At 56.2% G+C, this 22,855-nt stretch carries 20 protein-coding genes; 6 read left to right on the top strand and 14 right to left on the bottom strand.

Features of this window, described 5'->3' with window-relative positions:
• The first annotated feature begins 1 nt into the window (after position 1).
• On the top strand, positions 2-784 hold the full coding sequence (gene xth / locus ACFQ14_RS15895; protein ID WP_377213744.1) for an exodeoxyribonuclease III: 783 nt from the start codon (positions 2-4) through the stop codon (positions 782-784).
• A 20-nt stretch (positions 785-804) separates the two neighbouring features.
• On the opposite strand, the gene ACFQ14_RS15890 is transcribed toward xth, so the two are convergent.
• Both ACFQ14_RS15890 and ACFQ14_RS15885 read right to left on the bottom strand, forming a co-directional pair.
• Positions 805-3,267, bottom strand: a complete 2,463-nt coding sequence (locus ACFQ14_RS15890) for a penicillin-binding protein 1A (protein WP_377213959.1) — start codon at positions 3,265-3,267, stop codon at positions 805-807.
• Between the two features lie 172 nt (positions 3,268-3,439).
• Complete coding sequence (locus ACFQ14_RS15885; protein WP_377213743.1) at positions 3,440-4,699, bottom strand: N-acetylmuramoyl-L-alanine amidase; 1,260 nt, start codon at positions 4,697-4,699, stop codon at positions 3,440-3,442.
• A gap of 918 nt (positions 4,700-5,617) precedes the next feature.
• On the opposite strand from ACFQ14_RS15885, the gene ACFQ14_RS15880 reads away from it, so the two are divergent.
• Positions 5,618-8,755, top strand: coding sequence for a ribonuclease E/G (locus ACFQ14_RS15880; RefSeq protein ID WP_377213742.1), 3,138 nt, complete (start codon positions 5,618-5,620; stop codon positions 8,753-8,755).
• 69 nt (positions 8,756-8,824) lie between these two features.
• Here ACFQ14_RS15880 and ACFQ14_RS15875 read toward each other — a convergent pair whose 3' ends face one another.
• Entirely contained in the window at positions 8,825-9,688 is an 864-nt protein-coding gene (locus ACFQ14_RS15875; RefSeq protein WP_377213741.1) for a hypothetical protein, read from the bottom strand.
• Positions 9,689-9,873: 185 nt separating this feature from the next.
• On the opposite strand from ACFQ14_RS15875, the gene ACFQ14_RS15870 reads away from it, so the two are divergent.
• From ACFQ14_RS15870 to fghA, 3 genes are read left to right on the top strand one after another with little or no spacing between them, the layout of a single operon-like run.
• Entirely contained in the window at positions 9,874-10,986 is a 1,113-nt protein-coding gene (locus ACFQ14_RS15870; RefSeq protein WP_377213740.1) for an S-(hydroxymethyl)glutathione dehydrogenase/class III alcohol dehydrogenase, read from the top strand.
• A gap of 9 nt (positions 10,987-10,995) precedes the next feature.
• Positions 10,996-11,460, top strand: coding sequence for a YaiI/YqxD family protein (locus ACFQ14_RS15865; RefSeq protein WP_377213739.1), 465 nt, complete (start codon positions 10,996-10,998; stop codon positions 11,458-11,460).
• Positions 11,457-12,287, top strand: coding sequence for an S-formylglutathione hydrolase (fghA, locus tag ACFQ14_RS15860; RefSeq protein WP_377213738.1), 831 nt, complete (start codon positions 11,457-11,459; stop codon positions 12,285-12,287). The genes ACFQ14_RS15865 and fghA overlap by 4 nt, the downstream gene beginning before the upstream one ends.
• A gap of 1 nt (position 12,288) precedes the next feature.
• Here fghA and ACFQ14_RS15855 read toward each other — a convergent pair whose 3' ends face one another.
• The 5 genes from ACFQ14_RS15855 to crcB form a co-directional block, all read right to left on the bottom strand.
• Positions 12,289-13,257 (bottom strand): DMT family transporter, encoded by a 969-nt coding sequence (locus ACFQ14_RS15855; RefSeq protein WP_377213737.1) that lies wholly within the window; start codon positions 13,255-13,257, stop codon positions 12,289-12,291.
• Between the two features lie 58 nt (positions 13,258-13,315).
• Positions 13,316-14,386: an adenylate/guanylate cyclase domain-containing protein gene (locus tag ACFQ14_RS15850; RefSeq protein WP_377213736.1), complete on the bottom strand. Its 1,071-nt coding sequence runs from the start codon at positions 14,384-14,386 to the stop codon at positions 13,316-13,318.
• Between the two features lie 3 nt (positions 14,387-14,389).
• Positions 14,390-15,172: an ATP12 family chaperone protein gene (locus ACFQ14_RS15845; RefSeq protein WP_377213735.1), complete on the bottom strand. Its 783-nt coding sequence runs from the start codon at positions 15,170-15,172 to the stop codon at positions 14,390-14,392.
• Positions 15,173-15,250: 78 nt separating this feature from the next.
• On the bottom strand, positions 15,251-16,249 hold the full coding sequence (locus tag ACFQ14_RS15840) for an RluA family pseudouridine synthase (protein ID WP_377213734.1): 999 nt from the start codon (positions 16,247-16,249) through the stop codon (positions 15,251-15,253).
• A 3-nt stretch (positions 16,250-16,252) separates the two neighbouring features.
• Positions 16,253-16,624 carry a fluoride efflux transporter CrcB gene (gene crcB, locus ACFQ14_RS15835; RefSeq protein ID WP_377213733.1) on the bottom strand — a complete coding sequence of 124 codons (372 nt, stop codon included), beginning with the start codon at positions 16,622-16,624 and terminating at the stop codon, positions 16,253-16,255.
• A 206-nt stretch (positions 16,625-16,830) separates the two neighbouring features.
• Between crcB and ACFQ14_RS15830 the strand changes: the two genes are divergently transcribed.
• Entirely contained in the window at positions 16,831-17,283 is a 453-nt protein-coding gene (locus ACFQ14_RS15830; RefSeq protein WP_377213732.1) for a translation initiation factor 2, read from the top strand.
• Here the strand turns inward: ACFQ14_RS15830 and ACFQ14_RS15825 are convergent, their stop codons facing one another.
• From ACFQ14_RS15825 to rpsM, 6 genes are all read right to left on the bottom strand, one after another.
• A complete protein-coding gene (locus ACFQ14_RS15825) occupies positions 17,284-18,597 on the bottom strand; it encodes a replication-associated recombination protein A (protein WP_377213731.1) in 1,314 nt (437 codons plus the stop codon).
• Between the two features lie 17 nt (positions 18,598-18,614).
• Positions 18,615-20,024 (bottom strand): DegQ family serine endoprotease, encoded by a 1,410-nt coding sequence (locus ACFQ14_RS15820; RefSeq protein WP_377213730.1) that lies wholly within the window; start codon positions 20,022-20,024, stop codon positions 18,615-18,617.
• Positions 20,025-20,143: 119 nt separating this feature from the next.
• The gene (rplQ, locus tag ACFQ14_RS15815) at positions 20,144-20,593 is read right to left on the bottom strand and encodes a 50S ribosomal protein L17 (protein ID WP_377213729.1); all 450 of its coding nucleotides are present in this window, start codon (positions 20,591-20,593) and stop codon (positions 20,144-20,146) included.
• Between the two features lie 59 nt (positions 20,594-20,652).
• Positions 20,653-21,660 (bottom strand): DNA-directed RNA polymerase subunit alpha, encoded by a 1,008-nt coding sequence (locus tag ACFQ14_RS15810; protein WP_377213728.1) that lies wholly within the window; start codon positions 21,658-21,660, stop codon positions 20,653-20,655.
• A 93-nt stretch (positions 21,661-21,753) separates the two neighbouring features.
• Positions 21,754-22,143, bottom strand: coding sequence for a 30S ribosomal protein S11 (gene rpsK, locus ACFQ14_RS15805; protein ID WP_377213727.1), 390 nt, complete (start codon positions 22,141-22,143; stop codon positions 21,754-21,756).
• A gap of 103 nt (positions 22,144-22,246) precedes the next feature.
• Entirely contained in the window at positions 22,247-22,615 is a 369-nt protein-coding gene (gene rpsM / locus ACFQ14_RS15800) for a 30S ribosomal protein S13 (RefSeq protein ID WP_377213726.1), read from the bottom strand.
• Positions 22,616-22,855 lie beyond the last annotated feature (240 nt).

The following is a 22,855-nucleotide window of genomic DNA, read 5'->3' as shown; positions in this document are numbered from 1 at the left end:
CATGAAAATCGCGACATGGAACATCAACGGCATCAAGGCACGCCATGACGTGCTGATTGAGTGGCTGAAACAGACGTCACCGGACATAGCCTGCTTGCAGGAAATCAAGTCGGTGGACGAAGCCTTCCCCGGAGCGGAGATCGAGGCGCTGGGATACAACGTCCAGACACACGGCCAGAAGGGCTTCAACGGTGTGGCCCTGCTTTCCAAACTGCCGTTCGAAGAGGTCAATCGGGGTCTGCCGGGCGATGACAGCGATGAGCAGGCAAGGTTTATCGAAGGGCTGTTCTCAACACCATCAGGTCCGTTGCGTGTCGTGTCGCTGTATCTTCCCAACGGAAATCCGGTCGAGAGCGAGAAGTTTTCTTACAAGCTGGCGTGGATGGACCGCCTTCACGCATGGGCGACTGAACGGATGGCGCTGGAAGAGCCGCTCATTCTGGCCGGTGACTACAACGTGATCCCCCAGCCGCACGATTGCTATGATCCGAAAGCGTGGGAGGGCGATGCGCTGTTCCGCGCGGAAAGCCGATCAAAATTCGACGCGCTGTGCCATCTCGGTTTCGTAGAGGCTTTGCGCGCCTGTGAAGATGCGCCGGGTGTCTATACGTTCTGGGATTATCAAGCAGGTGCTTGGCCAAAGAACCACGGCATACGGATTGATCATCTGCTCATGTCGCCGGAAGCCTCGCCCAAACTCCGCAGTTGCGAGGTCGATAAGTTCGTCCGCGATTGGGAAAAGCCGTCCGACCATGTGCCGGTCTGGATCGACTATGCAGCTTAAGCCTGTTCGCTTAAAGTCGGCTAGAAAAGGCCACCTGTTCCCTTTTTCACAGCCTCTTCAGCCGCTTTGGTTGCGCGTAGCTTGCCCCGCAGCATGTCAGTCTTAAAGCCGATAACCGTCGCGCGGTTTGGCGGCTCCGTGCCGGGCTTAAAGGCTTCCATAATGACACCGGGATTGCCAGCTTTTGCCAGCAGACCAGTCTTCACAGCGATTGGATAGAGCTTGACGCCGGTTGGCACACGGAAGTCGATGGCTGATGTTTCACTCAGCGCATCCTTCATGAAATCAACAAAGATCGGCGCGGCCAAACCGCCCCCCGTATTGCCCTTGCCCATCGGCGTTGGGCGATCATATCCGACGAAGACTCCCACAACCAGATCAGGCGAGTAGCCAACGAACCATGCATCGCGCTCTTCGTTGGTGGTGCCCGTTTTACCGGCGATTGGCACGCCCAGTTCTGAGACGCTCTTGGCCGTGCCACGCTGGACAACACCTTCCATCATTGAAGTGATTTGATAGGCCGTCATCGGATCAAGCACCTGCTCGCGGGTGTCGATGATTTCCGGTTCTTCCTGGTTGCGCCACTGGCTTGCTTCGCAGGCTGAGCAAAGCTGCTCGTCGTGCTTGTATATCGTTTTGCCGTAACGGTCTTGTATGCGGTCGATAAGCGAAGGCTTGATCTGTTTGCCGCCGTTGGCCAGCACCGAATAAGCCGCGACCATTTTCATTACCGTGGTCTCGCGAGAACCGAGCGATGACGCGAGGCCTGCAATGGGCTTGTCGTAAATGCCAAAGCGTTGAGCGTAAGCGGAAACCAGCGGCATTCCCATGTCGTTGGCGAGGCGCACGGTCATCAGATTGCGCGAATTTTCGATGCCAAGACGCAGTGTCTGCGGGCCGGCATATTTGCCGGAATAATTTTTGGGCTCCCAAATACCCAGCGTGCCGCCCTGATTGATCTTGATCGGACCATCCAGAACAACCGAAGACGGCGTGTAACCATTATCAAGCGCCGCAGCATAAACAAACGGCTTGAAGGCTGAACCCGGCTGGCGGTTGGCCTGCGTTGCGCGATTGAACTGGGAGTTGGCAAACGAGAAGCCACCAACCATCGCCAAAACGCGGCCTGTGTGAGGGTCCATTGCGACAAGAGCGCCACCAACTTCAGGCACCTGCTCGAGCTTGTAGCCACCACTCGCCTTTTTGGATACCAGCACGACATCGCCCGGCGTGAAGATTTCGTCCGCGGTTTTTGCGTTGCGTGAAGGCTCGCCTTTCAGATTGACCTTCTTTGCCCACTCCATGTCTGCGAGTTCCAAAGTGGCCTCATCGCGCTCTTCCGCGATACGACCACTGGGCAGTCGATCTGGCTTCAGACCTATTGTGACGGTCTCATCGGCAGCACTCAGGACAACTGCCACATCCCAATCACGAACGTCCCGCAGGGAAGAAACCTTTGCCAACTCTTCACCCCAGTCGTTCGCCATATCGATCTTGGCAAACGGACCGTGATAGCCTGTTTTGCGGTCGTAGTTGATCAGACCCTTGCTCAAGGCCTTAGTGGCCAGTTTTTGCAGTTTGGGGTTCAGCGTGCTGCGCACTGACAGGCCGCCTTCGTAAAGCGTGTCGGTGCCATAGCGTTCGATAATTTCGCGGCGCACTTCCTCGGAGAAATATTCTGACGATTCAACATAAACGTTCGCCGAGCGTGGCTTCACGCCCAGAGGAAGCGCTTTGGCGTCTTCGTATTCCTGTTTTGATATGTAACCATTGATATGCATCCGTTCGAGCACGTAATTCCGTCGCTCAATAGCAGCCTCGGTGTTGCGGAACGGGTGGTAATTGTTCGGCCCCTTCGGCAGCGCCGCGAGGTATGCCATTTCATGAATCTTGAGTTGTCCGACGGTCTTGCCAAAATAGCCAAGGGCCGCACCGGCAATGCCATAAGAGCCGTAGCCGAAATTGATTTCGTTGAGATACAATTCTAGAATCTTGTCTTTGGAATAGGCGCTCTCGATGCGGCGTGCGAGCAGCATTTCCTTGGCCTTGCGCTCAAATGTGCGATCGGATGTAAGCAGGAAGTTTTTCGCCACCTGCTGCGTAATTCCCGAAGCACCACGAGCGCGGCGATCACTGCCGGAAAGTTTGGATAGGACCGCATCGTAGACAGCAGAAGCCAAAGCGCGAAAATCGACTCCGGAATGCTCGTAGAAGCGTTTGTCTTCCGCAGAAATGAACGCTGATTTGACGATTTCGGGAATGACCTGCACCGGAAGATAAAGACGGCGCTCGCGTGCATACTCAGCCATCAGATCGCCATCGGCAGCATGTATGCGCGTTGTGACAGGCGGCTCATAATTGTTCAGCACTTCATAATCGGGCAATTCGTTTGTCAATTTGCCAACGTAAAGCGCAACAACCGCTGCCACGATTAAAACCGCAACAGCGCCGATGCCAAACAGGTATGAGAACAGTCTCAAGATCATGAATTAGTCTTTCCGGGGCACAACCGCGCCCAACTTCGCCCAAACTGTGCCCTTTTGTAAGTCCTAATGGGGTGCAAGTGAGGCGCTGGAATGACGCAGCGACAGCTTTGGCATTGGTGTTGCACAGACGCAACATCCACAATGTCAAGGATTTGTGCACCGGCCATCATCATTGTTCCATACGCGGTTCCAGAAAATCGACAATGGCGTCTGCAACGCTTTTTGCCGCTTTTCTGCGCCACGCAACCGATTGCATCAGCTTTTCGTCTTGGTCATTCGACAAATAGCCTAACTCCAGCAAGACCGATGGGACATCCGGTGCTTTTAAAACGAAAAAGTCTGCTGAACGGTTTGGGTTGTTGATCAGTTCAACCGATTTTCTCAGATGCTTGACCAACAAATGCGCCAATTGACGTGAAAACACTTCCGTTTCGCGCCGCGTGAGGTCAATTAGAATGTCAGTTGTGCCCTTCTCCGCTTCGGGCAGAGACAGACCAGCCACCAGGTCTGCACGATTCTGTTTTGCGGCCAACACACGCGATAGGGAATCGGATCCCTCTTCTGACAGAGTGTAGACAGTTGCGCCGCGAATATTCTTCTGACCCAACGAATCTGCATGGACCGAAATTTTAAGGTGCGCCTTGTGCCGACGAGCGAAATTGAGGCGCTCGCGCAGGCTAACGAACGTATCTTCCTCTCGGGTCAACAAAACTTCGATTAGCGGGTTTCCGCTTAACTCGTCGCGCAGTTTCTTTGCAAACGACAACGTAATCTCTTTTTCAATCGACTGGTGCCGTCCCGTAGCGCCCCCATCAATACCACCGTGGCCGGGGTCAATAACCACCCTAAAGGTCTTGCGCGGCCCCCTTGGTCTTGTAACGCGATCCCCTTTCCAGGCTGTCGCACCGCGAGCCAGCCGGGCTTCCCCGTCTTTGGCGATAGCAGCAAACCGCTGTTGGGTGGTGCCTACAGAATCGATTATGAGCCGATGACGCTCCTGTTCTTTCAATTCGACGAAAGACTGCCGCCGTATCTCAATTGGCTCGTTGAGAGAAACGACAATGCGTGACCGACCGGGCGCAATGGACCCAAACCGCACTCCTCGAACCAGCGAGGAAGGTGAGTTCGTAAGCTGCTCGCCAAGCGAAAACACCACTTCGTCCATGTCGATAATCAGCCGGCGCGGATTATCCAAAACGACCACATCACGCTTAACATCCTTATCGAAATCAACAATCAGTCGAAACCGCTCGTCGTTTCCGACGATGCGACCGGCAAACGCGATAGGAGGCATTGCTTTTGCATCTTGCTCATCCTGCGCCAACGCCATTCCGACGCCCAAGAGGGAAGCCCATAGCACTACCACCACCCCGAAAGGCAGCACCACGTATCGCCAAGCGAACCAAAGCGGATTGACTGGTTGTTGCAACGTATCTCTCTCGGCTTCTGGTAGGTGTTGAAGGTTCAGTCAGGCGTTGCAATGTGTGTCCAACGCGCTCCTGCCCGTACCATTGCCGTGTTATGGTTAATGTCGGGTAACTTTTCGGCAAAATTGAGCCCTGCGAAACGCCACGCTCCCATATTTTATTCACGGTTGCGGCCTGTTGGCGGCTGCAACATTCCCGCACGGTGAAAGCATATCTCAATCATCCTTCACAAATTCTCGCTTGTCTTGGATGCGTTTGAAGCATACATGGGAAAGGTGATGACGGTGCTCCAGCGAGCACGCGTTTTTCGGTTTGTATGTTTCAGGATTGTTTATTTCTTCCAGTCACGCAGGAAAATTTCGTAAAAGCGTGCGAATGAGGGTCCAGGCGGGCGCCTTTTGAGGGAACACAACACATCTGAGAGCGCATCGCGGCCAAGAGTCGGCGGTGATTACGGAAAGCGTAAGTCGGTCACTCAGAGAATTTGCGGCCCAGGGGATACTTGCCTCACAGCTGCGATATCAGCGCTTCGAGCCAACGCACAAATGCTCCGGCAGAAGCGATCACGCCTTAAAGGGCGTAACATCATCCGGCCTTCCCCATACGGGAACGGCCGTTAAACGAGGACAACCGACGCGCTCGGACAAGACATGAACAACCGCCTTCAACACGCTGATAAGAAAATATTTTCGCCCAACAGCAATGCTGTGACTGGGCCATTTTTCGCATCAGCGTATGAAGAAGGGGCGGTTTGATGTTCGGTCTTTTGGGAAACACCGGCACCGCGTGTGCCACCCCAGCAACGAGTTGCGCCTCGGTTTTGAAAACAGCCAGTCCCTTCAAATCCATTTACCCACCCTGCCCCAATCATTTGGCGCCGGCGTGGACGGTGGTGAAGCGGGCTGCGGAAAGTCAATTCAATGGCCAACAACAAAATGCTTATCGACGCCGCCCACCCGGAAGAAACCCGGGTTGCGATGGTGCGCGGCAACCGTGTTGACGAATTCGATTTCGAATCGGAACACAAAACCCAACTTCGCGGAAACATCTATCTCGCCAAAGTGACTCGCGTGGAGCCTTCGCTTCAGGCCGCTTTTGTAGACTACGGCGGCAACCGCCACGGTTTTCTTGCGTTTAGCGAGATCCATCCCGACTATTATCAAATTCCCGTAGCGGACCGTCAGGCACTGATTGAAGCGGATGCCGAAGACGCACGCATCGCAGCAGCCAAGGAAGCGGAAGAAGACGCCGACGCTGAAGCCGATGCGGAAGCTGATGAAGATGTGGCGGAAGCCAAACCTGCACGCAAACGCCGTTCACGCCGCCGGAAGTCTTCTGACGATGAAAACGGCGACGAAACTGTAGAAGCAAAAGCAGACACACAGTCGGATGCTGCCGAAGAGGAAACATCTGTCGAACAGATTGAGGAATCCGACGACAGCGAAGACGAAATCGGCGCTGACAATGACGGTGATGATGTCGTCTCCGAACCCGCTGCCGAGGAGCCGCCCAAGCGCCGCACGTCGCGCCCGCGCAAGAAGAAAGTTGCTGAAGCAGCGGCAGCAGAATCTGCACCGGAAGAACCCGAAGCAGAGGAAGCACCCAAGAAACGCACCCGCCGCAAGAAGGCCGAACCGAAAGAGGTAGAAGCAACAGACGAGGTTGCGGAAGCAACCGAGACTGAGGAAAAGCCGAAAAAGCGCGCACGTCGTTCCAAAAAGGCCGAAGCCGAGGCAACTCCTGACGAAACCACAGCGGAAGAAGCAGACGCTGAAAAGCCGAAGAAGCGCACACGCCGCAAAAAAGCTGATGTTGAGGCTGAGGAAAAATCCGAAGTCGAGGCCCAGGAAGAAGAACCGACAGAAGAAGAAAAGCCAAAACGCGCTCGCCGTTCGCGCAAAGCCAAAGAAGAAGTTGCTGAAGACGTTGATGGCGAAGCAACATCTGACGACGAGAGCGAAACATCCGACGACGACGAGAACACAACTTCACGCCGCGGACGTGGCAGAGGTCGTGGACGCGGTCGAGGCCGTGGCCGTTCGCGCGCAAAGCAAGAAAATGGTTCCGATGACAACGGCGACGATGATGACTCGCCGGTTGAGGCCGTAGGAGCAGACGACGCGCTGGAAGAAGTCCCGCAGCGCCGTGCGCCACGCCGTCACTACAAAATTCAGGAAGTTATCAAGCGTCGTCAAATTTTGCTGGTGCAGGTGGTCAAAGAGGAACGCGGCAACAAGGGAGCAGCGCTGACGACGTATCTGTCACTTGCGGGTCGCTATTCCGTGCTGATGCCAAACACTGCCCGTGGCGGCGGCATTTCGCGCAAGATCACCAATGCAGCCGACCGCAAGCGCCTCAAGGCAATTGCCGCTGATCTCGACGTGCCGCAGGGCATGGGCGTCATCCTGCGCACCGCCGGTGCTTCGCAGGACGCAGCCGAGGTGCAGCGCGATTTTGAATACCTTATGCGCCTGTGGGAAAACGTTCGCACACTCACGCTGCAATCGACCGCACCTTGCCTTACCTACGAGGAAGGCAGCCTGATTAAGCGCTCTATCCGCGATCTTTACGACCGCGACACGAGCGAAATTCTGGTCGCTGGCGAAGCGGGATACCGCGAAGCCAAAGACTTCATGACGATGCTGATGCCCGATCAGGCGAAGAACGTGAAGCTTTATAAAGACCGCGTGCCACTGTTTGCCAAAATGGGCGTTGAAGCTCAGCTGGATGCGATGTTGCAGCCGCAAGTGACGCTGAAATCTGGCGGCTATCTTGTCATCAACCAGACAGAGGCTCTCGTCGCCATTGACGTGAACTCCGGCCGTTCGACGCGCCAACATTCAGTTGAAGACACGGCCACGCAGACCAACCTTGAGGCCGCCGACGAAGTTGCCCGCCAACTGCGTCTGCGCGATCTTGCCGGTTTGATCGTCATCGACTTCATCGACATGGAAGACCGGCGCAACAACCGTGCCGTCGAGAAACGCCTGAAAGACGCGCTCAAACACGATCGCGCGCGCATTCAGGTAGGTCGTATCTCCCATTTCGGCCTGATGGAAATGTCCCGCCAGCGCATTCGCGCCAGCGTGCTGGAATCCACGACGCAAGTCTGCCCAACCTGTGAAGGCGTGGGCCATGTTCGCTCCGCTTCGTCGGTGGTACTGGGCATTTTGCGTGCGGTTGAAGAGCAGTTGAACAAGTCCAACAAGAACAATCTAGTCGTCAAGGTTCGCTCCGACAGCGCGATCTACCTGCTCAACCACAAGCGCGAGCACCTCTCGGATCTCGAAGCCCGTTTTGGTGTCAGCATTGAGATCGAAATTGACAGCGCGATCGGGCTGGAGCCTTGCGTGATTGAACGCGGCGAGCTGGCCAACCGCCGCGAAGTGCCCGAAAGCGCTGTGCAGCCGGATACAATCGTTCCGGAGACAGGCGAGACCGAGGCAGAAAGCACGCCTGTTGAGGCAAAAGCCGAGCGCCACGAGCAACCAGCGCGCGACAGCGACGAACAGCAGGGCGAGGGCCGCAAACGCCGCCGCCGTCGTCGCCGCAAGAAAAGCGAAGATGGTGATGCCCAGTCGAATGGAGACAACGGCTCATCCAATTCTGATGATGCCGATGCTGAAGCCGTTGCTGAACAGCCAACAGCGGAAGCGACACCACCGGAAGAAGCCCAGTCCGACAACGCCAAAGGCGACGATGAAACGCCATCTTCGGATGACAAGCCCAACACACGCCGCCGTCGCACCAGCCGCCAAGGCAAGGTGACACCGAAGGAGGAACCTGCGGAGGCAGCCGCTTCCAACGAGACCGACACGGTTTCCACAGAAGCGGAAGTGCGCGAGCCCGAAGCACCGGCTGAACGTGAAGTCGAGACCGAGGCTGACGCCACCCCTACCCGCCGCCGCCGCACAACACGGCGCCGCACGGAAGAGGATGACCAGAAAGCGGAAAACGCCTCTGCTGAAGGTTCTAATGAATCGGATGTTCAGTCTGGTGACAACACAGAAGACGATGGCCCGAAAAAAGAGGGCTGGTGGAAGCGTAAGTTCTTCTAGAGACGCGCAAGGCATTCATAGCGCCATCAGCCTTGACGGGTTGGTGGCGTTTTGCTGTTCGGGTGATGGTTAGGCGACCGAAGTGAACGACTGAAGACCATCAATGCAAGCGCCGAGCAATTGCTGCTCGTCATCATTGTCCGATTCCAGACCGCGCTCCTTGTAGCGGTTGACGACGCGGATCATGTCTTCGCTCCCGCCACATGTTTCACCAATGCGTTCCAGCGATTTCAGCGTGCCGCGGCACGTGTTTTCCACATCGCTCGCTTCGTGCGAAGGGGCAAGTGCAAAGCTGCGGGGTTGGGCCAGGTCAGCACGGGCATTCAACACGTAGTTCGCCGCCGCCTTCACGAACAGATCGTTCCATGATGAATGGTTGTGTGCGTTATCGCTGCGCTGATTGAGCCTGTGCAGCCAAGACATCTCGCTGCGGCTAAGAGCTTGGCAATCAGTGGATTCAGCTGCAATCAGCAATTCACGGATTAGCGAAACCTCACGCTCAGATAGCGCCTTGGATTTGGCATCGTGCAGGTTTGCCAATGGTCCTTTGTTCTCCAAAGCGGCAAGTGCCACTTGGTCGAGAGCGAGCTTCAACAGCGAAAACGGAACAGATGCGCCGTAGGCTATAACGGTGAACAGCAGGTCAAACCGCATCAAGCCATCGATCACCCCGCCTCTTGAAACGCAACCGGCCAGCCAATCAGCATCCGACGCTGTGACCGCACCATTGCGGGTCACAAATTCGGCGATGGCGGAAATGAGATAGTCTTGCCAAGCCTCACAGCTTTCCGGCAACGCGAGATCAAGCGCCAAAAGCATTTCCGCGTCATCGCGGCTCTGTAGTCCAGTGGGAAAGACGGTGGTCTGCAAATGTTCGACATCCTGCGTTTGCACGCAGCCGCGTTGCGCCAGCAATGTCAAAGCCTCATGCATCAAACCTTTGCATCTCCAATCGTGCGCTCACTCATGGTGAAGCGAGTGACACTTTGTTGGAGACAAATTGAGATAGTGCAAAAGGGATTGGTTAACCGAGAGTCAATCGACCGATTTGGTCCTTGCTTTCACGCATTACGGTTTGCACACTCGCATTACATTTCGATGAATCGAGGGGAAACAATATGGACGTCAGAGCAGCAGTCGCGATCCAGGCGGGCAAGCCGCTGGAGATAGCCACAGTTCAATTGGAAGGCCCGAAAGCGGGCGAAGTGTTGGTGGAAATCAAGGCCACTGGCATTTGCCATACCGACGAATTCACCCGGTCTGGCGCAGACCCTGAAGGCATTTTCCCGGCTATTCTCGGCCATGAAGGCGCAGGCGTCGTGGTGGATGTTGGACCGGGCGTGAAATCTTTGAAAAAAGGCGATCACGTTATCCCGCTCTACACACCAGAGTGCCGCGAGTGCGATTATTGCCTCAATCCCAAAACCAACCTGTGCCAGGCCATCCGCACCACCCAAGGCGCGGGGCTCATGCCGGACGGCACGAGCCGGTTTACGCTCGATGGCAAGCCCGTGTTTCACTATATGGGCACGTCCACCTTCGCTAATTTCACGGTCCTGCCGGAAATCGCGCTTGCCAAGGTGCGCGAGGACGCGCCCTTCGACAAGATTTGCTACATCGGCTGCGGCGTCACCACGGGCATCGGCGCAGTCATCAACACCGCAAAGGCTGAACCGGGCTGCAATGCGGTTGTCTTCGGCCTTGGCGGTATCGGCCTCAACGTCATTCAGGGACTGCGGCTCATCGGAGCCAACAAGATTGTCGGCGTTGATCTCAACGATGACAAAAAGGAATGGGGCGAAAAATTCGGCATGACTCATTTTCTGAACCCCAAAGGCATGGAACATCAGGAGCAAGTGGATGCGCTGGTGGAAATGACTGGCGGCGGTGCGGATTATTCCTTCGAGTGTATCGGCAACACCAAAGTCATGCGCGTGGCTCTCGAATGCGCCCACAAGGGCTGGGGTGAATCGATCATCATCGGCGTGGCTGGCGCGGGCCAGGAAATATCCACGCGCCCCTTCCAGCTCGTCACGGGCCGCTCATGGCGCGGCACAGCGTTTGGCGGTGCACGCGGGCGAACGGACGTTCCGCAGATCGTTGATTGGTACATGGACGGCAAAATCGAGATTGATCCCATGATCACCCACAAAATGCCGCTGGAAGACATCAACAAGGGCTTTGATCTCATGCACGAGGGCAAATCGATCCGCGCGGTGGTGGAGTTTTAAGCCAAGCCCGTGAACATCTTTATCGACGCTGATGCCTGCCCCGTTAAAGACGAGACGCTGAAAGTGGCGGCGCGCTATGGGTTGCACACGTTCATCGTCTCCAATGGTGGTATGCGCCCATCACGCGATCCGCTTGTCACCACTGTCACCGTGCCCGCCGGGCCGGACGTTGCCGACGACTGGATAGCGGAGCGTGTGGAGCGCAATGATATCGTTGTTACGCAAGACATACCGCTGGCCGCCCGCACATTGGAGCAAGGCGGCCATGCGATTGGACCTTCGGGAAAGGTGTTTGATATCGATTCCATCGGAATGGCGCTGGCGATGCGGGAATTGAACCAGCACATCCGCGAGGCAACGCAGGGCCAGACCAAACATCGTGCCTTCACAGACCGTGACCGTTCGCAGTTTCTGCAGTCGCTCGACAAAATCGCTACTGCCGCCAAAGCGGCGGATAAGAAGGAAAATCCATGAAAACGATATCCGAAGCCAAAGCTTTTGGCGGCGTTCAGGGCGTTTACAGCCACGAATCGAACGAGTGTGCCTGCGAGATGACGTTTGCGGTCTATGTGCCACCGCAGGCAGCAGACGGCCCCTGCCCGGTTCTGTGGTATCTGTCTGGCCTCACCTGCACCCATGCCAACGTGATGGACAAAGGCGAATACCGCCGTGCCGCCGCCGAACACGGCGTAATCATCGTCTGCCCTGATACAAGCCCGCGCGGCGACGATGTGCCGGACGATGGTGACAATTGGCAATTCGGCTCCGGCGCCGGTTTTTATCTTGATGCTAATGCTGAGCCTTGGCGCAAGAATTACCGGATGTATTCCTATATCAGCTCCGAATTGCCCAAACTGGTCGGGGAACACTTTCCCGCCGACATGGCGCGTCAAGGTATTTTCGGCCATTCGATGGGAGGGCATGGGGCGCTGACGATTGCGCTGAAACATCCTGACCGTTTCAAGTCCTGCTCAGCGTTCGCGCCTATCGTGCAGCCGACCACGGCGGATTGGTCTTCAGGTGCCTTTGCACGCTATCTGGGCGACAATCCTGAAAGCTGGGCAGACTACGATGCCTGCCTGTTGGTGGAGAGTGGCGCTCGCTTCCCCGAAATCCTGATCGACCAAGGAACGGCGGACGGGTTTCTCGAAGAAGGTCTGCGCCCCTGGCTGTTCGAGGACGCCTGCAAAGGCACGGAAATTGACCTCACCCTGCGGATGCAGGAAGGCTATGACCATTCCTATTTCTTCATCTCAACCTTTATGGCAGACCACATCGCTTGGCACGCCAACAGGCTCTAGCTCACGACGATTGAACCGAGCGTTCTCGGAAAATCAGATACAGTCCGGAGCCGACGATGATAGCGATGCCGACCCATTTCAGCGCGTCGGGAAAATCGCCGAACAGCCAGAAACCGATCAGCGTCGCGCCCACGATTTCGATGTATTGAAACGGTGCCAGCAGTGATGCGCTGGCCCATCGAAACGCCCAAACCACCATCAAATGCCCTCCCGCCGCCAAGGCTCCGATGGCGAATATGAGCGCCCAACGCACACCAAATTCGGGAATGTCTGGCGCAGAAATATCGGCGATACCGAAGAAATTTCCCGCAATCATGATCGTGCTCAAAGCCAACACACCGCCAATTCCAGCCATGAACTGCATGGCGACCGGATCATCATCGCCTGCAAACAAACGCGTGATCAGAAGATAGGTAGCGAACAGAAATGCTGTTCCAATGGGCAACAGTGAAACGGGACCAAAGAGATCATAACTCGGCTGAATGATAAACAATGCACCGATGAAGCCCATGATCACCGCCGCCGTACGCCGCCAACCGACAGTCTCTTTCAGAAAGACAACCGACATGATGGTAAGAATAAACGGTTCAACGAAGAACACAGCGATGGCGTCCGCAATGGGCATGTAGCGCAAAGCGGTAAAAAACATCAGCACAGCGCAGCCCATAATGGCACCGCGCAAAATATTGATTGCCCAGTGCTTCGGCACCATGCGGCCGCGGCCATAAAACAGCGCTAGAACGCTTCCCAACAGCACAGCCTGTACGAGAAACCGCCCAAAGGTGATCTGCCCCGGCGTCACATCGTATTGAGTCGACAGCACTTTGGCGATGCCGTCCATCATGGGCAAAATCAACATGGCGAAGCTCATCAGCACCATGCCGCGCACGACCAGCTTCCCACTGTTGACATTTTCCGATGGTGCGGACGTGCCGATTTCGGGAACGGTCGGCTGGATAGGCTTGTTCATTGGCTGACGCCCAAAACTGCAATTTCAGCGTTCAAAAACGCACGTTTGGGCGTGCTGTTCAAGCGTTTGCGGTCAGCCGGATGGCGTAGAGTTCCATTTTTTCATCCGCACCCTTCAAATCGAATTTCCCGATCCGTTCAAACTGCGTGTCAGCCAGCGGCTCAATGCGCTCGACGATTTCAGCAGAGGCCAAGAAATTTTGACCCAAATCCTTGCTCACCTGTTCGATGCGCGCCGTCATGTTGACCACGTCGCCAAGGAACGTGACTTGACGGCGGCTGTCGCCGCATTCACCCACAACCACCGGACCGCCGTGCAGTGCAGCGCGAAACCGGGCGCGGTGACCGTATTCGGCTTCGAAAGACGGTGCTTCTTGTTTCATCCGTTCGTCAATCAACCGCAGTGCCTTCAGGCAATCGGCATTGCGCTTGGGATCGTCGCGCAACGGCCATGTCACAATGACCGCGTCACCCACATACGAGACAATTTCGCCCCCTGTAGCCACGATGGACGCGTCGGCCTGAAAAAAGAATTCGGACAAGAAATTATGGAAACGCAGATCGCCCATCTCGCGGGCCAGTTTCGAAGAGTCGATCAGATCGACAAAAAGGAAAATACGTTCCTCTGACACCGGCCGGAAATAGCGGCCCACGACAAGGTTGCTGAAACGGCGAAAGCCAATCACCGAACCAAGCTGCGATAGCGTAACAAACAGCACCACCAGAGCCATTGAAAACAAAGTGTCACGCATTTCCTCCGCCATAGAACCCTCAACACCGATCTCCTGCCCCAGCAGAAAATCGGTGAGCAACGCGTTGCCAACCAAACAGACGCGGATGATGAGGGTGAGCACCAAAATACGCACCAGCAGGCCCGGCAAAAACGCCACGCGCCTGATCCATGACCGACGCACGGAGCGGATATAGAAGACCTCAATCACCGCAGAGATGAAACCGATGGAAGCGCCTGTGCGAAATCCTTGATAGTAGTCCGCATCGCTAGACTCATAAAACACCGCGCCATAGGCCTCGCCCAAAAAGCCTGACAAGACTGTGATGACGAAGACGGTCAGCCAAGCCTGTGCGGCGCTTCGCCGTTCATGGGTGGGTATGGAAACGGTTTGTTCCATGGCTTAGCGGGTCAAGGCGTCGATAATGGAAACGGCGGCGCGCAACTCTTCAAACTTGCGGGCCCGAACGGCCTGCGCCTCGGCATCCTCTCCCCATTGGCTGATGTTCCAGTCTTCGTCCACATGGGCGGCTTTCCACGCTGCATCGGCGTCGAGAGCGCCCTTAAATACAGCCATGCCGATGGTGGCTGAGCCGGTCAGCGTGGTCACAACATGGGTGGCGGCAAGCACAAGCGGCTCATCAATCTGACCGACATGGGCGGAGAATGCCGCAATGCTTTCCGGCGGCTGCGCCACATGCATAACGCCTTCTGCCAGATGAAAGTGACAGCCGAATGTTTCCTGCGCAAAGTCCAGCAGCGGATCCCAGTGTTCGCGCTGGGCATCGATCAAGCCTTGCGGGCCTTCGGCACGGTAGCAGATCAGATCGGTGCCGCTGTAGCGCACAATGTCCTCTTTCACCGCCTGCATGTCGCGGGCAACGCCATCGAGCGCGGTGTTCACCAGCCGTGTGAGCGGCATTTTCATCGGATCGATGCGTTCGCCCTGTGCTGCCCACTCGTCGGCCACGGCCTGCGCCAGACCCTGATGAGTGAATTCGAGCGTGTTGCGCCCCGGCGTCTTGACGCTGCGACCATCGAGCAAGATCGTGAAAGCGCCTTGCGCCTCATCCAAGGAGACCTCCTTGTAAAAGCGCTTGGGCAATTGCTCTTCGCGCGAAGGCTCCGCCACCCGCGTGGGGGTTTGGGGGATATTGGGGTCGCGTTCGCCAAGTATATCGCTCACCGGATCGCCCTTTCATTGGTCGGCATGGTTGAACCGCGCATTAGCAATAGAAGAATGGCGGAAAGGAGAAAGAGCAAATCATTCTTCCTCAACAAGCCCATCGGCCTCATCAAAACCCAACAGGTTCCAGCTTTGCACCATGTGTGGCGGAAGCGGCGCGGTCACATCAATGATCGCTTTGTCCGCATCGGGATGAGGAATGCGGATGCGGCGGGCGTGAAGGTGCAGCTTGTTCTGGATGCCGCCGGGACGCTCCCAGTTTTCAATATCGAAATATTTTGGATCACCGACAATCGAATGGCCAATATGCGAGGCGTGAACGCGCAATTGGTGAGTGCGGCCCGTCACTGGGCTCATCTCAACCCAGCAGACCTTGCGCGGGTTGGAATCGATCACACGGTATTCGCTCACCGCATGATCGGCACCCTTTTCGCCATGGCGGGCAACACGCATCTTGTCGTTTCCATCCACGCTTTCTTTCAAAAGGTGAGTGGAAATGCGCCCTTCGCGCTGGCGTGGCACGCCGGCGACGAGCGCCCAATAGGTCTTTTCCGTATCGCGGTGGCGGAAACTGCCGGTTAGCGCCTGTGCCGCACCGCGCGTCTTGGCGATCACCAAGACGCCCGATGTGTCCTTGTCCAAACGGTGAACGAGACGCGGCTTCTGCCCCTTCTTGTCGCGCAGGGATTCCAGCATGGAATCAACCGAACGGTTGATGCCGGAACCGCCCTGCACGGCCAATCCTGCCGGTTTGTTGAAAACGAAAACCTTGTCATCCTCAAACAGCAGCATATCGCGCAAAACGTCGGCGTCATGACGATCACGGATCGTGTTGGCGGTCATGTGCAGCGGCTTGGCGGCATCAGAATCAAGCGGTGGCACACGCACGGTCTGTCCCTGTTCCAGCCGGGTTGACGTTTTCACGCGCCCGCCATCCACACGCACCTGGCCGGAGCGCAGCAGCTTTTGCAGTTGGCCGAAGCCGACGCCCGGGAAATGGGCCTTAAACCATCGATCAAGCCGCATCGCGTCTTCGTCAGGTTCGACTGTCTTTTGGGTAACGCCGGAGAGAGCCATGAGTTAAACCTGCCGCATGATGAAGAGACCGGCGAAAACCGCCAACAGCGACAACACCACAGACGCCACAGCGTAGCCGAAGGCCGCGGTCATATCGCCCTGTCGCCACAGATTTGCAAAGTCGAGGGAGAAGGCCGAAAATGTCGTGAAGCCTCCAAGAAATCCGGTCGCTGCGAACAAGCGAAAGTCCATACTGCCGCCGCGCTTTGCCAGCCAGCCGATCAACAATCCCATCGCCAGCGAACCCAGCACATTCACACCCATCGTCCCCCAGGGAAAACCGGGGCCAAACTGGCGCAAGACTGCAAGACCAGCCCAATGCCGTGCCGTTGCGCCAAGGCCGCCGCCGATGAATATCAGAGTTGTCTGAAGCATGGCCCCGATTTAGCTGATCGTTGCGTCAAACGCTATTGAAAACAGGTCGGAGAAAGGCAAGTGGGGTGATTTCGACACACTATCGCAGAATGTTGCCAGCCGCTTCGACTTTCCACCAATCTATGCGGCATACACCTATCCGTGAACGTCACTGTCCAATATGTGTCAGCCCAGAATCTGACAAACACGTTTTCGGGGCACACTTTATGAAAATCATCAGAACGATCAGCCTATGCCTTCTGGCAGGCTCTACCGTCGGTTGCGCGACGGTTACACGCGGCACAACGGAAGATGTCGTCATCAACTATCAACCGTCAGACGCCAATGTGAGCACAGACATTGGCTATGCTTGCAAGGCGTCGCCTTGCGTTTTGAACATTGAGCGAAAAAAGGCGTTCACGGTGACAGCCAGCAAACCGGGCTATGAAACCAAATCCGTTTACGTGGGTACCAAGGTCGCCGGCCAAGGGGCTGCGGGCCTTGCTGGCAACATCCTTATAGGCGGTGTTGTGGGCGCGGGGGTTGATGTCGCAACCGGTGCCGCGCGTGACCACACGCCCAATCCGGTCAACATTCAACTGGTGCCAAAGGGTTCGCAGCGTTCAACCCCTGCTGCTAAGCCGAACAGCCCTTCAGCACCTAGCGTTCCTGTTAGCTGATCAGTCACGCTCGCGGCGCAACTTGTTCCAATAGTCCAACCGCTTGGCAATATCGCGTTCAAACCCACGGTCGACTGGTTCGTAGAATTTCTGTCGCCCTAGTTTTTCGGGGAAATAATCCTGACCGGAAAAAGCATCCGGTTGATCGTGGTCATAGAGATAGCCGCTGCCATATCCCTCATCTTTCATGAGTTTCGATGGCGCGTTGAGAATATGTTTAGGCGGCGGCAGCGAGCCCGCCTCTTTCGCGGTGCGCGTGGCGGCTTTGTAGGCCACGTAAAGCGCGTTGGATTTTGGTGCGGTTGCCAAATACACGCACGCCTGCGCAAGCGACAGTTCGCCTTCTGGCGAGCCTAGAAAATCGTATGCATCTTTGGCCGCGTTGGCGATGACGAGCGCTTGCGGGTCGGCCATGCCGATGTCTTCGCTGGCCATGCGCACAAGGCGGCGTCCCAGAAACAACGGATCTTCGCCAGCGTCGAACATGCGTGTGAGATAGTAGAGCGCGGCATCCGGATCAGAACCCCGCACCGCTTTGTGCAACGCCGAGATGAGGTTGTAGTGGCCGTCTTGGCCCTTGTCATAAATCGGCGCACGGCGTTGAAGGACCTCTTGCAAGGTCTTTGCATCAAAAACTTCACCGTCTCGCGCAGCCCGCCATGCTTCTTCCGCAAGCGTAAGCAGCGCACGACCATCACCGTCTGCCATACGAATTATGACGCCTCGCGCCTCTTTATCGAGTGGCAGCGGCTTGCCCTGTGTTTCCTGAGCCCTGTCCAAAAGCGCGGTGAGACTGTCTTCATCGTGCGCCTTGAAGGTTAGAACACGGGAGCGGGAGAGAAGCGCTGCATTGAGTTCAAACGACGGGTTTTCCGTCGTCGCGCCCACAAGCGTGATTGTCCCATCCTCCATGACGGGCAGAAACGAATCCTGTTGAGCGCGGTTAAAGCGGTGAATTTCGTCCACGAACAGGAGCGTCTTGGTGCCGTTTGTGGCGCGCATCCGAGCGGATTCGAAAACCTTTTTGAGATCTGCCACGCCGGAAAAAATTGCTGAAATCTGTTCGAAATGATGGTTGCCTTCGTCTGCGAGCAGCCGCGCAACTGTTGTCTTGCCGGTTCCCGGCGGCCCCCAAAAGACCAGACTGCCGAGCGAGCCAGATTGCAGCATTCTGGTCAGAACACCGTCCTCACCCAGCAGATGCGGCTGCCCCACCACATCGGCAAGCGTGCGCGGACGTAAGCGCTCGGCCAACGGTTTGCCCGTATCATCCGCCGCGCCTGCCTGTGCCGTTTTGCCGAAAAGGTCGCTCATCGCCCTGCCTGCCGCGTCTAGCGCAGCACGCGTGTGAATTGGCGACCATCGCGGTCAATGGTGAACTTCCATGCTCTGAACCGGGCTTGCGATAGCTTTTGCATCTGGCGCGTATTGCTGACGCGCTCCTCATTTACTTCCAACAGTATGTCTTTGGGCCGCAGGCCGATACGCTGCGCAGGGCTGCCGCGTTCAACGTTCATAATCACGACACCTGTGAGCGAAGCACGCATCTCCAATTCCGAAGCCACACGCGGCGAAATGTTGGCGATTTCTGCGCCAGCAAAAGGCGAGCGTCCTGTCAATTTCAACAAGTCCCGTGGCGGATCCTCCGGCGCAACTTGCAGGCGGATTTGCAGGGTTTTTTCCTGGTCCTGACTGAGCACTTTCACATCAACCGTTCGGTCCAGCCCGGCCGTCGCGAGCCGATAGCCAAGCGCGTTGATGTGCTCAACGGGGTTTCCGTCCAACTCCAACACGATATCACCGAGACGCATTCCTGCGGCCTCTGCAGGGCCGCCTTTGGCGACACCTGCCACGAGCGCACCGCGTGGGCGGTCCATGCCAAGTGATTCAGATATATCGGGTGTGACGGCCTGAAAATCCGCGCCGACCCAAGGGCGCAACAGGGTGGAAGATCCAAGATTTACCGATTCCAGCACCACCCGCACCATGTCCGACGGCACGGCAAAGCCAATACCGTTCGACCCGCCAGAGCGGGTGAAAATCGAGGTGTTTATGCCGATCAACTCGCCCTGCATGTTCACGAGCGCGCCGCCGGAATTGCCCGGATTGATGGATGCATCGGTTTGTATGAAGAAACCAAAATCATCAACCCCGCCCTGTGAGCGGGCAAGCGCGGAGACGATGCCACTGGTGACGGTCTGCCCGACGCCAAACGGATTTCCAATGGCAAGCACCAGATCACCAACCTCCAATTCGTCCGGATTGCCGAGAGGCACAGTCGGAAAGTCTTCCGGCTCCTGCACCCGCAAAACCGCTAGATCCGAGCGTTTGTCGATGAGCACTATATCGGCTGCAAATTCGCGACCGTCCGATAACGCGATCTTTACCTCGTCCGCGCCCTCAATGACGTGGTTGTTTGTCACCACAAGACCGTTGCCGCCCACGATAACGCCGGAACCAAGCGAGCGCTCCGTCCGTTGACGGGGCTGGCCAAACGAGCGGCCAAAGAACTGTTCGAAAAACGGATCGCCTGCAAAAGGCGAACGACGCTGGCGCACTTGGCGTGCTGCATAGACGTTGACCACCGCTGGCGCGATCTTTTTCACCAAGGGCGCATAAGAGAAGCGAATTTGTTCTGCCGATTGAGGCACCAGTTTGGTGGATTGAGCAGAGGCTAAGACACTGCCTGCCGCCGCGGTTGCGATGACGATGAATGAAAATAGGCGAAGGGTAAATTTCATTGAGGGAATCTCCGCTGTTCGGCTTTCCTCAATATAGGCTTTAGCAGGCGCGCGCCAACCTGAAACGAAAAAGGGCGGCCTGTTGGGGCCGCCCTTCTTGATGAATACGTATCGTTTGCCTACGCAGCGGCGTCGGCTTTCTGCTCAGCTGGCGCTTCGGCACCGTCCTCAGCTTCCATGCGCTTGCGGTCGGCTTTGCCTTTGGCGTCCGGGTCACGATCAACAAGTTCGATCACAGCCATCGGCGCGTTATCTCCGTAACGGAAACCGGCTTTGAGAACGCGGGTGTAGCCGCCGGGACGCTCTTTGTAGCGCTCGGCCAAAACCGAAAACAGCTTTTTGACGACTTCGTTGTCTTGAAGCTGCGAGACGGCCTGACGGCGGGCGTGCAGGTCGCCGCGCTTGCCAAGCGTAATCAGCTTGTCGACGACGGAACGCAGTTCCTTCGCCTTTGGCAGCGTGGTGACGATTTGTTCGTGGGTCAAAAGCGCCTGGCTCATGTTCATGAACATGGCTTTGCGGTGGCTTTGTGTGCGGTTGAGCTTGCGGCCCTGTTTACGGTGTCTCATTTGCCTTCTCCTTCAGGACGAAGCGCGGACCTAGGACTTAAGCCCCGCGCGTTGAAATTCTAGTATTGGTCTTCGTAGCGCTTGGCCAGATCGTCGATGTTTTCCGGCGGCCATGCGGGCACTTCCATGCCGAGATGCAGGCCCATTGTTGCGAGCACTTCTTTGATTTCGTTCAGAGATTTGCGGCCAAAGTTCGGGGTGCGAAGCATCTCGCCTTCGGTCTTCTGGATCAGGTCACCGATATAAACGATGTTGTCGTTCTTAAGGCAGTTTGCGGAACGTACGGAGAGCTCCAGCTCATCGACCTTTTTCAGCAATGCCGGGTTGAACGCCAGTTCCTGAACTTGCTCTTGAGCAACTTCTTTTTGTGGCTCTTCGAAATTCACGAAGATGGACAATTGGTCTTGCAGGATACGAGCAGCATAGGCCACCGCATCATCCGGCGTGATGGAACCGTCGGTTTCAACCGTCATCGTCAGCTTATCATAATCGAGAACCTGACCTTCGCGTGTGTTTTCAGTCTTGTAGGAGACTTTTCTCACAGGTGAGAAGAGGCTGTCGACTGGGATAAGACCAATCGGTGCGTCTTCTGGGCGGTTGCGCTCGGCGGCGATATAACCTTTGCCGGTATCAACCGTGAATTCCATGCGAATTTCAGCTTCTTCATCCAACGTGCATAGCACGTGTTCAGGGTTCAGAATTTCGATATCGCCAACCGTCTGAATGTCACCAGCCAGCACGGGGCCACGGCCTTCCTTGCGCACAACCATGCGCTTGGGGCCTTCGCCTTCCATGCGGATGGCGAGCTCTTTGACGTTCAAGATGATGTCGGTCACGTCTTCACGCACACCGGGAATAGACGAAAACTCGTGCAAAACGCCATCAATCTGCACAGCCGTCACAGCAGCGCCTTGAAGCGATGAGAGAAGAACACGGCGCAGGGCGTTGCCGAGCGTCAGGCCGAAGCCCCGTTCCAGAGGCTCCGCTACCAGCGTGCCTTTGGTGCCTTCTGAGGAAACATCGAGTTTGGTCGGCTTGATCAATTCCTGCCAATTTCTATGAATCATTTTTATAAAATCCTTCCGAATGGACTGCCGCCATCCAATCGCGACAACATACGTCAAAGCCCCCGGATGACTGGGGCCGGATGGAGCGGTTGTTTAGACGCGACGCTGTTTGCGAGCGCGGCAACCGTTATGCGGGATGGAGGTCACGTCGCGAATGGACGTGATGACCAGACCAATGGACTGAAGTGCGCGAAGCGCTGACTCACGACCCGAACCCGGGCCACGAACCTCGACTTCCAGCGTTTTCAAGCCATGTTCTTGTGCTTTCTTGCCAGCATCCTCAGCAGCGACTTGTGCGGCAAAGGGTGTGGACTTGCGGGAACCTTTAAAGCCCTGCGCACCAGCGGAAGACCACGAGATCGTGTTGCCCTGGGCATCAGCGATTGTGATCATGGTGTTGTTAAACGTGGAATTTACGTGAGCAACGCCGGAGGCGATGTTCTTGCGCGCGCGTTTTTTAACGCGGCCGGCATCTTTAGCCATTTTGGGTATCCTTTTGTGATATCTGCACCGCCGTAGTTCCAGCGGCTACATCTAGAGATGAGGCGAGTTTGGACGTAGCAAAAGCACCGCCCCAAACCAGTCCTTATTTTTTCTTGCCTGCAATCGCCTTTGCCGGACCCTTGCGGGTGCGAGCATTGGTGTGTGTGCGCTGGCCGCGCACCGGAAGGCTGCGGCGATGACGCAGACCACGATAGCAACCAAGGTCCATGAGGCGCTTAACGTTCATGGAGACTTCACGGCGCAGATCGCCCTCAACCATGTAGTCACGGTCGATGATTTCGCGAATCTGCAACACGTCGGCATCGGAAAGCTCGTTCACGCGGCGTTCCGCCGGGATTTTCGCTTTTTCGATGATTTCACCAGCAAATTTCTTGCCGATGCCGTGAATATACTGAAGCGCAATGATTGTGCGCTTGTTTGTCGGAATGTTTACGCCAGCGATACGAGCCACGCTGATCTCCTTGTTTTAAAACCACCGTTGCGTGCACGCATTAGGTGGGAACCGTCTATCTCAATGGGGTTTGGCGGGCTTTTGTTGCACTTCAAACCGAAAGCGACCAGCCCGCGCGTTATTTAACGCCCGAATCCGATCGCACAATTGTCGCGAATTATGAGGGTGACTTAAGGGGAATTGGATGCCGCGTCAATAGGCGAGACACCCCTGTTCGCCAGACAATTATTGTGCCCTATT

Source organism: Pseudahrensia aquimaris, assembly GCF_042676045.1.
Lineage (GTDB): Bacteria > Pseudomonadota > Alphaproteobacteria > Rhizobiales > Rhizobiaceae > Pseudahrensia > Pseudahrensia aquimaris.
Note: the sequence above shows the minus strand (reverse complement) of the source record. Positions and strands in the feature narration are given on the sequence as shown.

Bases quoted from the DNA above. Each gene is read 5' to 3' on its own strand.
- xth (WP_377213744.1), top strand. From the start codon at position 2: ATGAAAATCGCGACATGGAACATCAACGGCATCAAGGCACGCCATGAC.
- ACFQ14_RS15880 (WP_377213742.1), top strand. From the start codon at position 5,618: ATGGCCAACAACAAAATGCTTATCGACGCCGCCCACCCGGAAGAAACC.
- ACFQ14_RS15875 (WP_377213741.1), bottom strand. From the start codon at position 9,688: ATGCATGAGGCTTTGACATTGCTGGCGCAACGCGGCTGCGTGCAAACG.
- ACFQ14_RS15870 (WP_377213740.1), top strand. From the start codon at position 9,874: ATGGACGTCAGAGCAGCAGTCGCGATCCAGGCGGGCAAGCCGCTGGAG.
- fghA (WP_377213738.1), top strand. From the start codon at position 11,457: ATGAAAACGATATCCGAAGCCAAAGCTTTTGGCGGCGTTCAGGGCGTT.
- ACFQ14_RS15855 (WP_377213737.1), bottom strand. From the start codon at position 13,257: ATGAACAAGCCTATCCAGCCGACCGTTCCCGAAATCGGCACGTCCGCA.
- ACFQ14_RS15850 (WP_377213736.1), bottom strand. From the start codon at position 14,386: ATGGAACAAACCGTTTCCATACCCACCCATGAACGGCGAAGCGCCGCA.
- ACFQ14_RS15840 (WP_377213734.1), bottom strand. From the start codon at position 16,249: ATGGCTCTCTCCGGCGTTACCCAAAAGACAGTCGAACCTGACGAAGAC.
- crcB (WP_377213733.1), bottom strand. From the start codon at position 16,624: ATGCTTCAGACAACTCTGATATTCATCGGCGGCGGCCTTGGCGCAACG.
- ACFQ14_RS15830 (WP_377213732.1), top strand. From the start codon at position 16,831: ATGAAAATCATCAGAACGATCAGCCTATGCCTTCTGGCAGGCTCTACC.
- ACFQ14_RS15825 (WP_377213731.1), bottom strand. From the start codon at position 18,597: ATGAGCGACCTTTTCGGCAAAACGGCACAGGCAGGCGCGGCGGATGAT.
- ACFQ14_RS15820 (WP_377213730.1), bottom strand. From the start codon at position 20,024: ATGAAATTTACCCTTCGCCTATTTTCATTCATCGTCATCGCAACCGCG.
- rplQ (WP_377213729.1), bottom strand. From the start codon at position 20,593: ATGAGACACCGTAAACAGGGCCGCAAGCTCAACCGCACACAAAGCCAC.
- ACFQ14_RS15810 (WP_377213728.1), bottom strand. From the start codon at position 21,660: ATGATTCATAGAAATTGGCAGGAATTGATCAAGCCGACCAAACTCGAT.
- rpsK (WP_377213727.1), bottom strand. From the start codon at position 22,143: ATGGCTAAAGATGCCGGCCGCGTTAAAAAACGCGCGCGCAAGAACATC.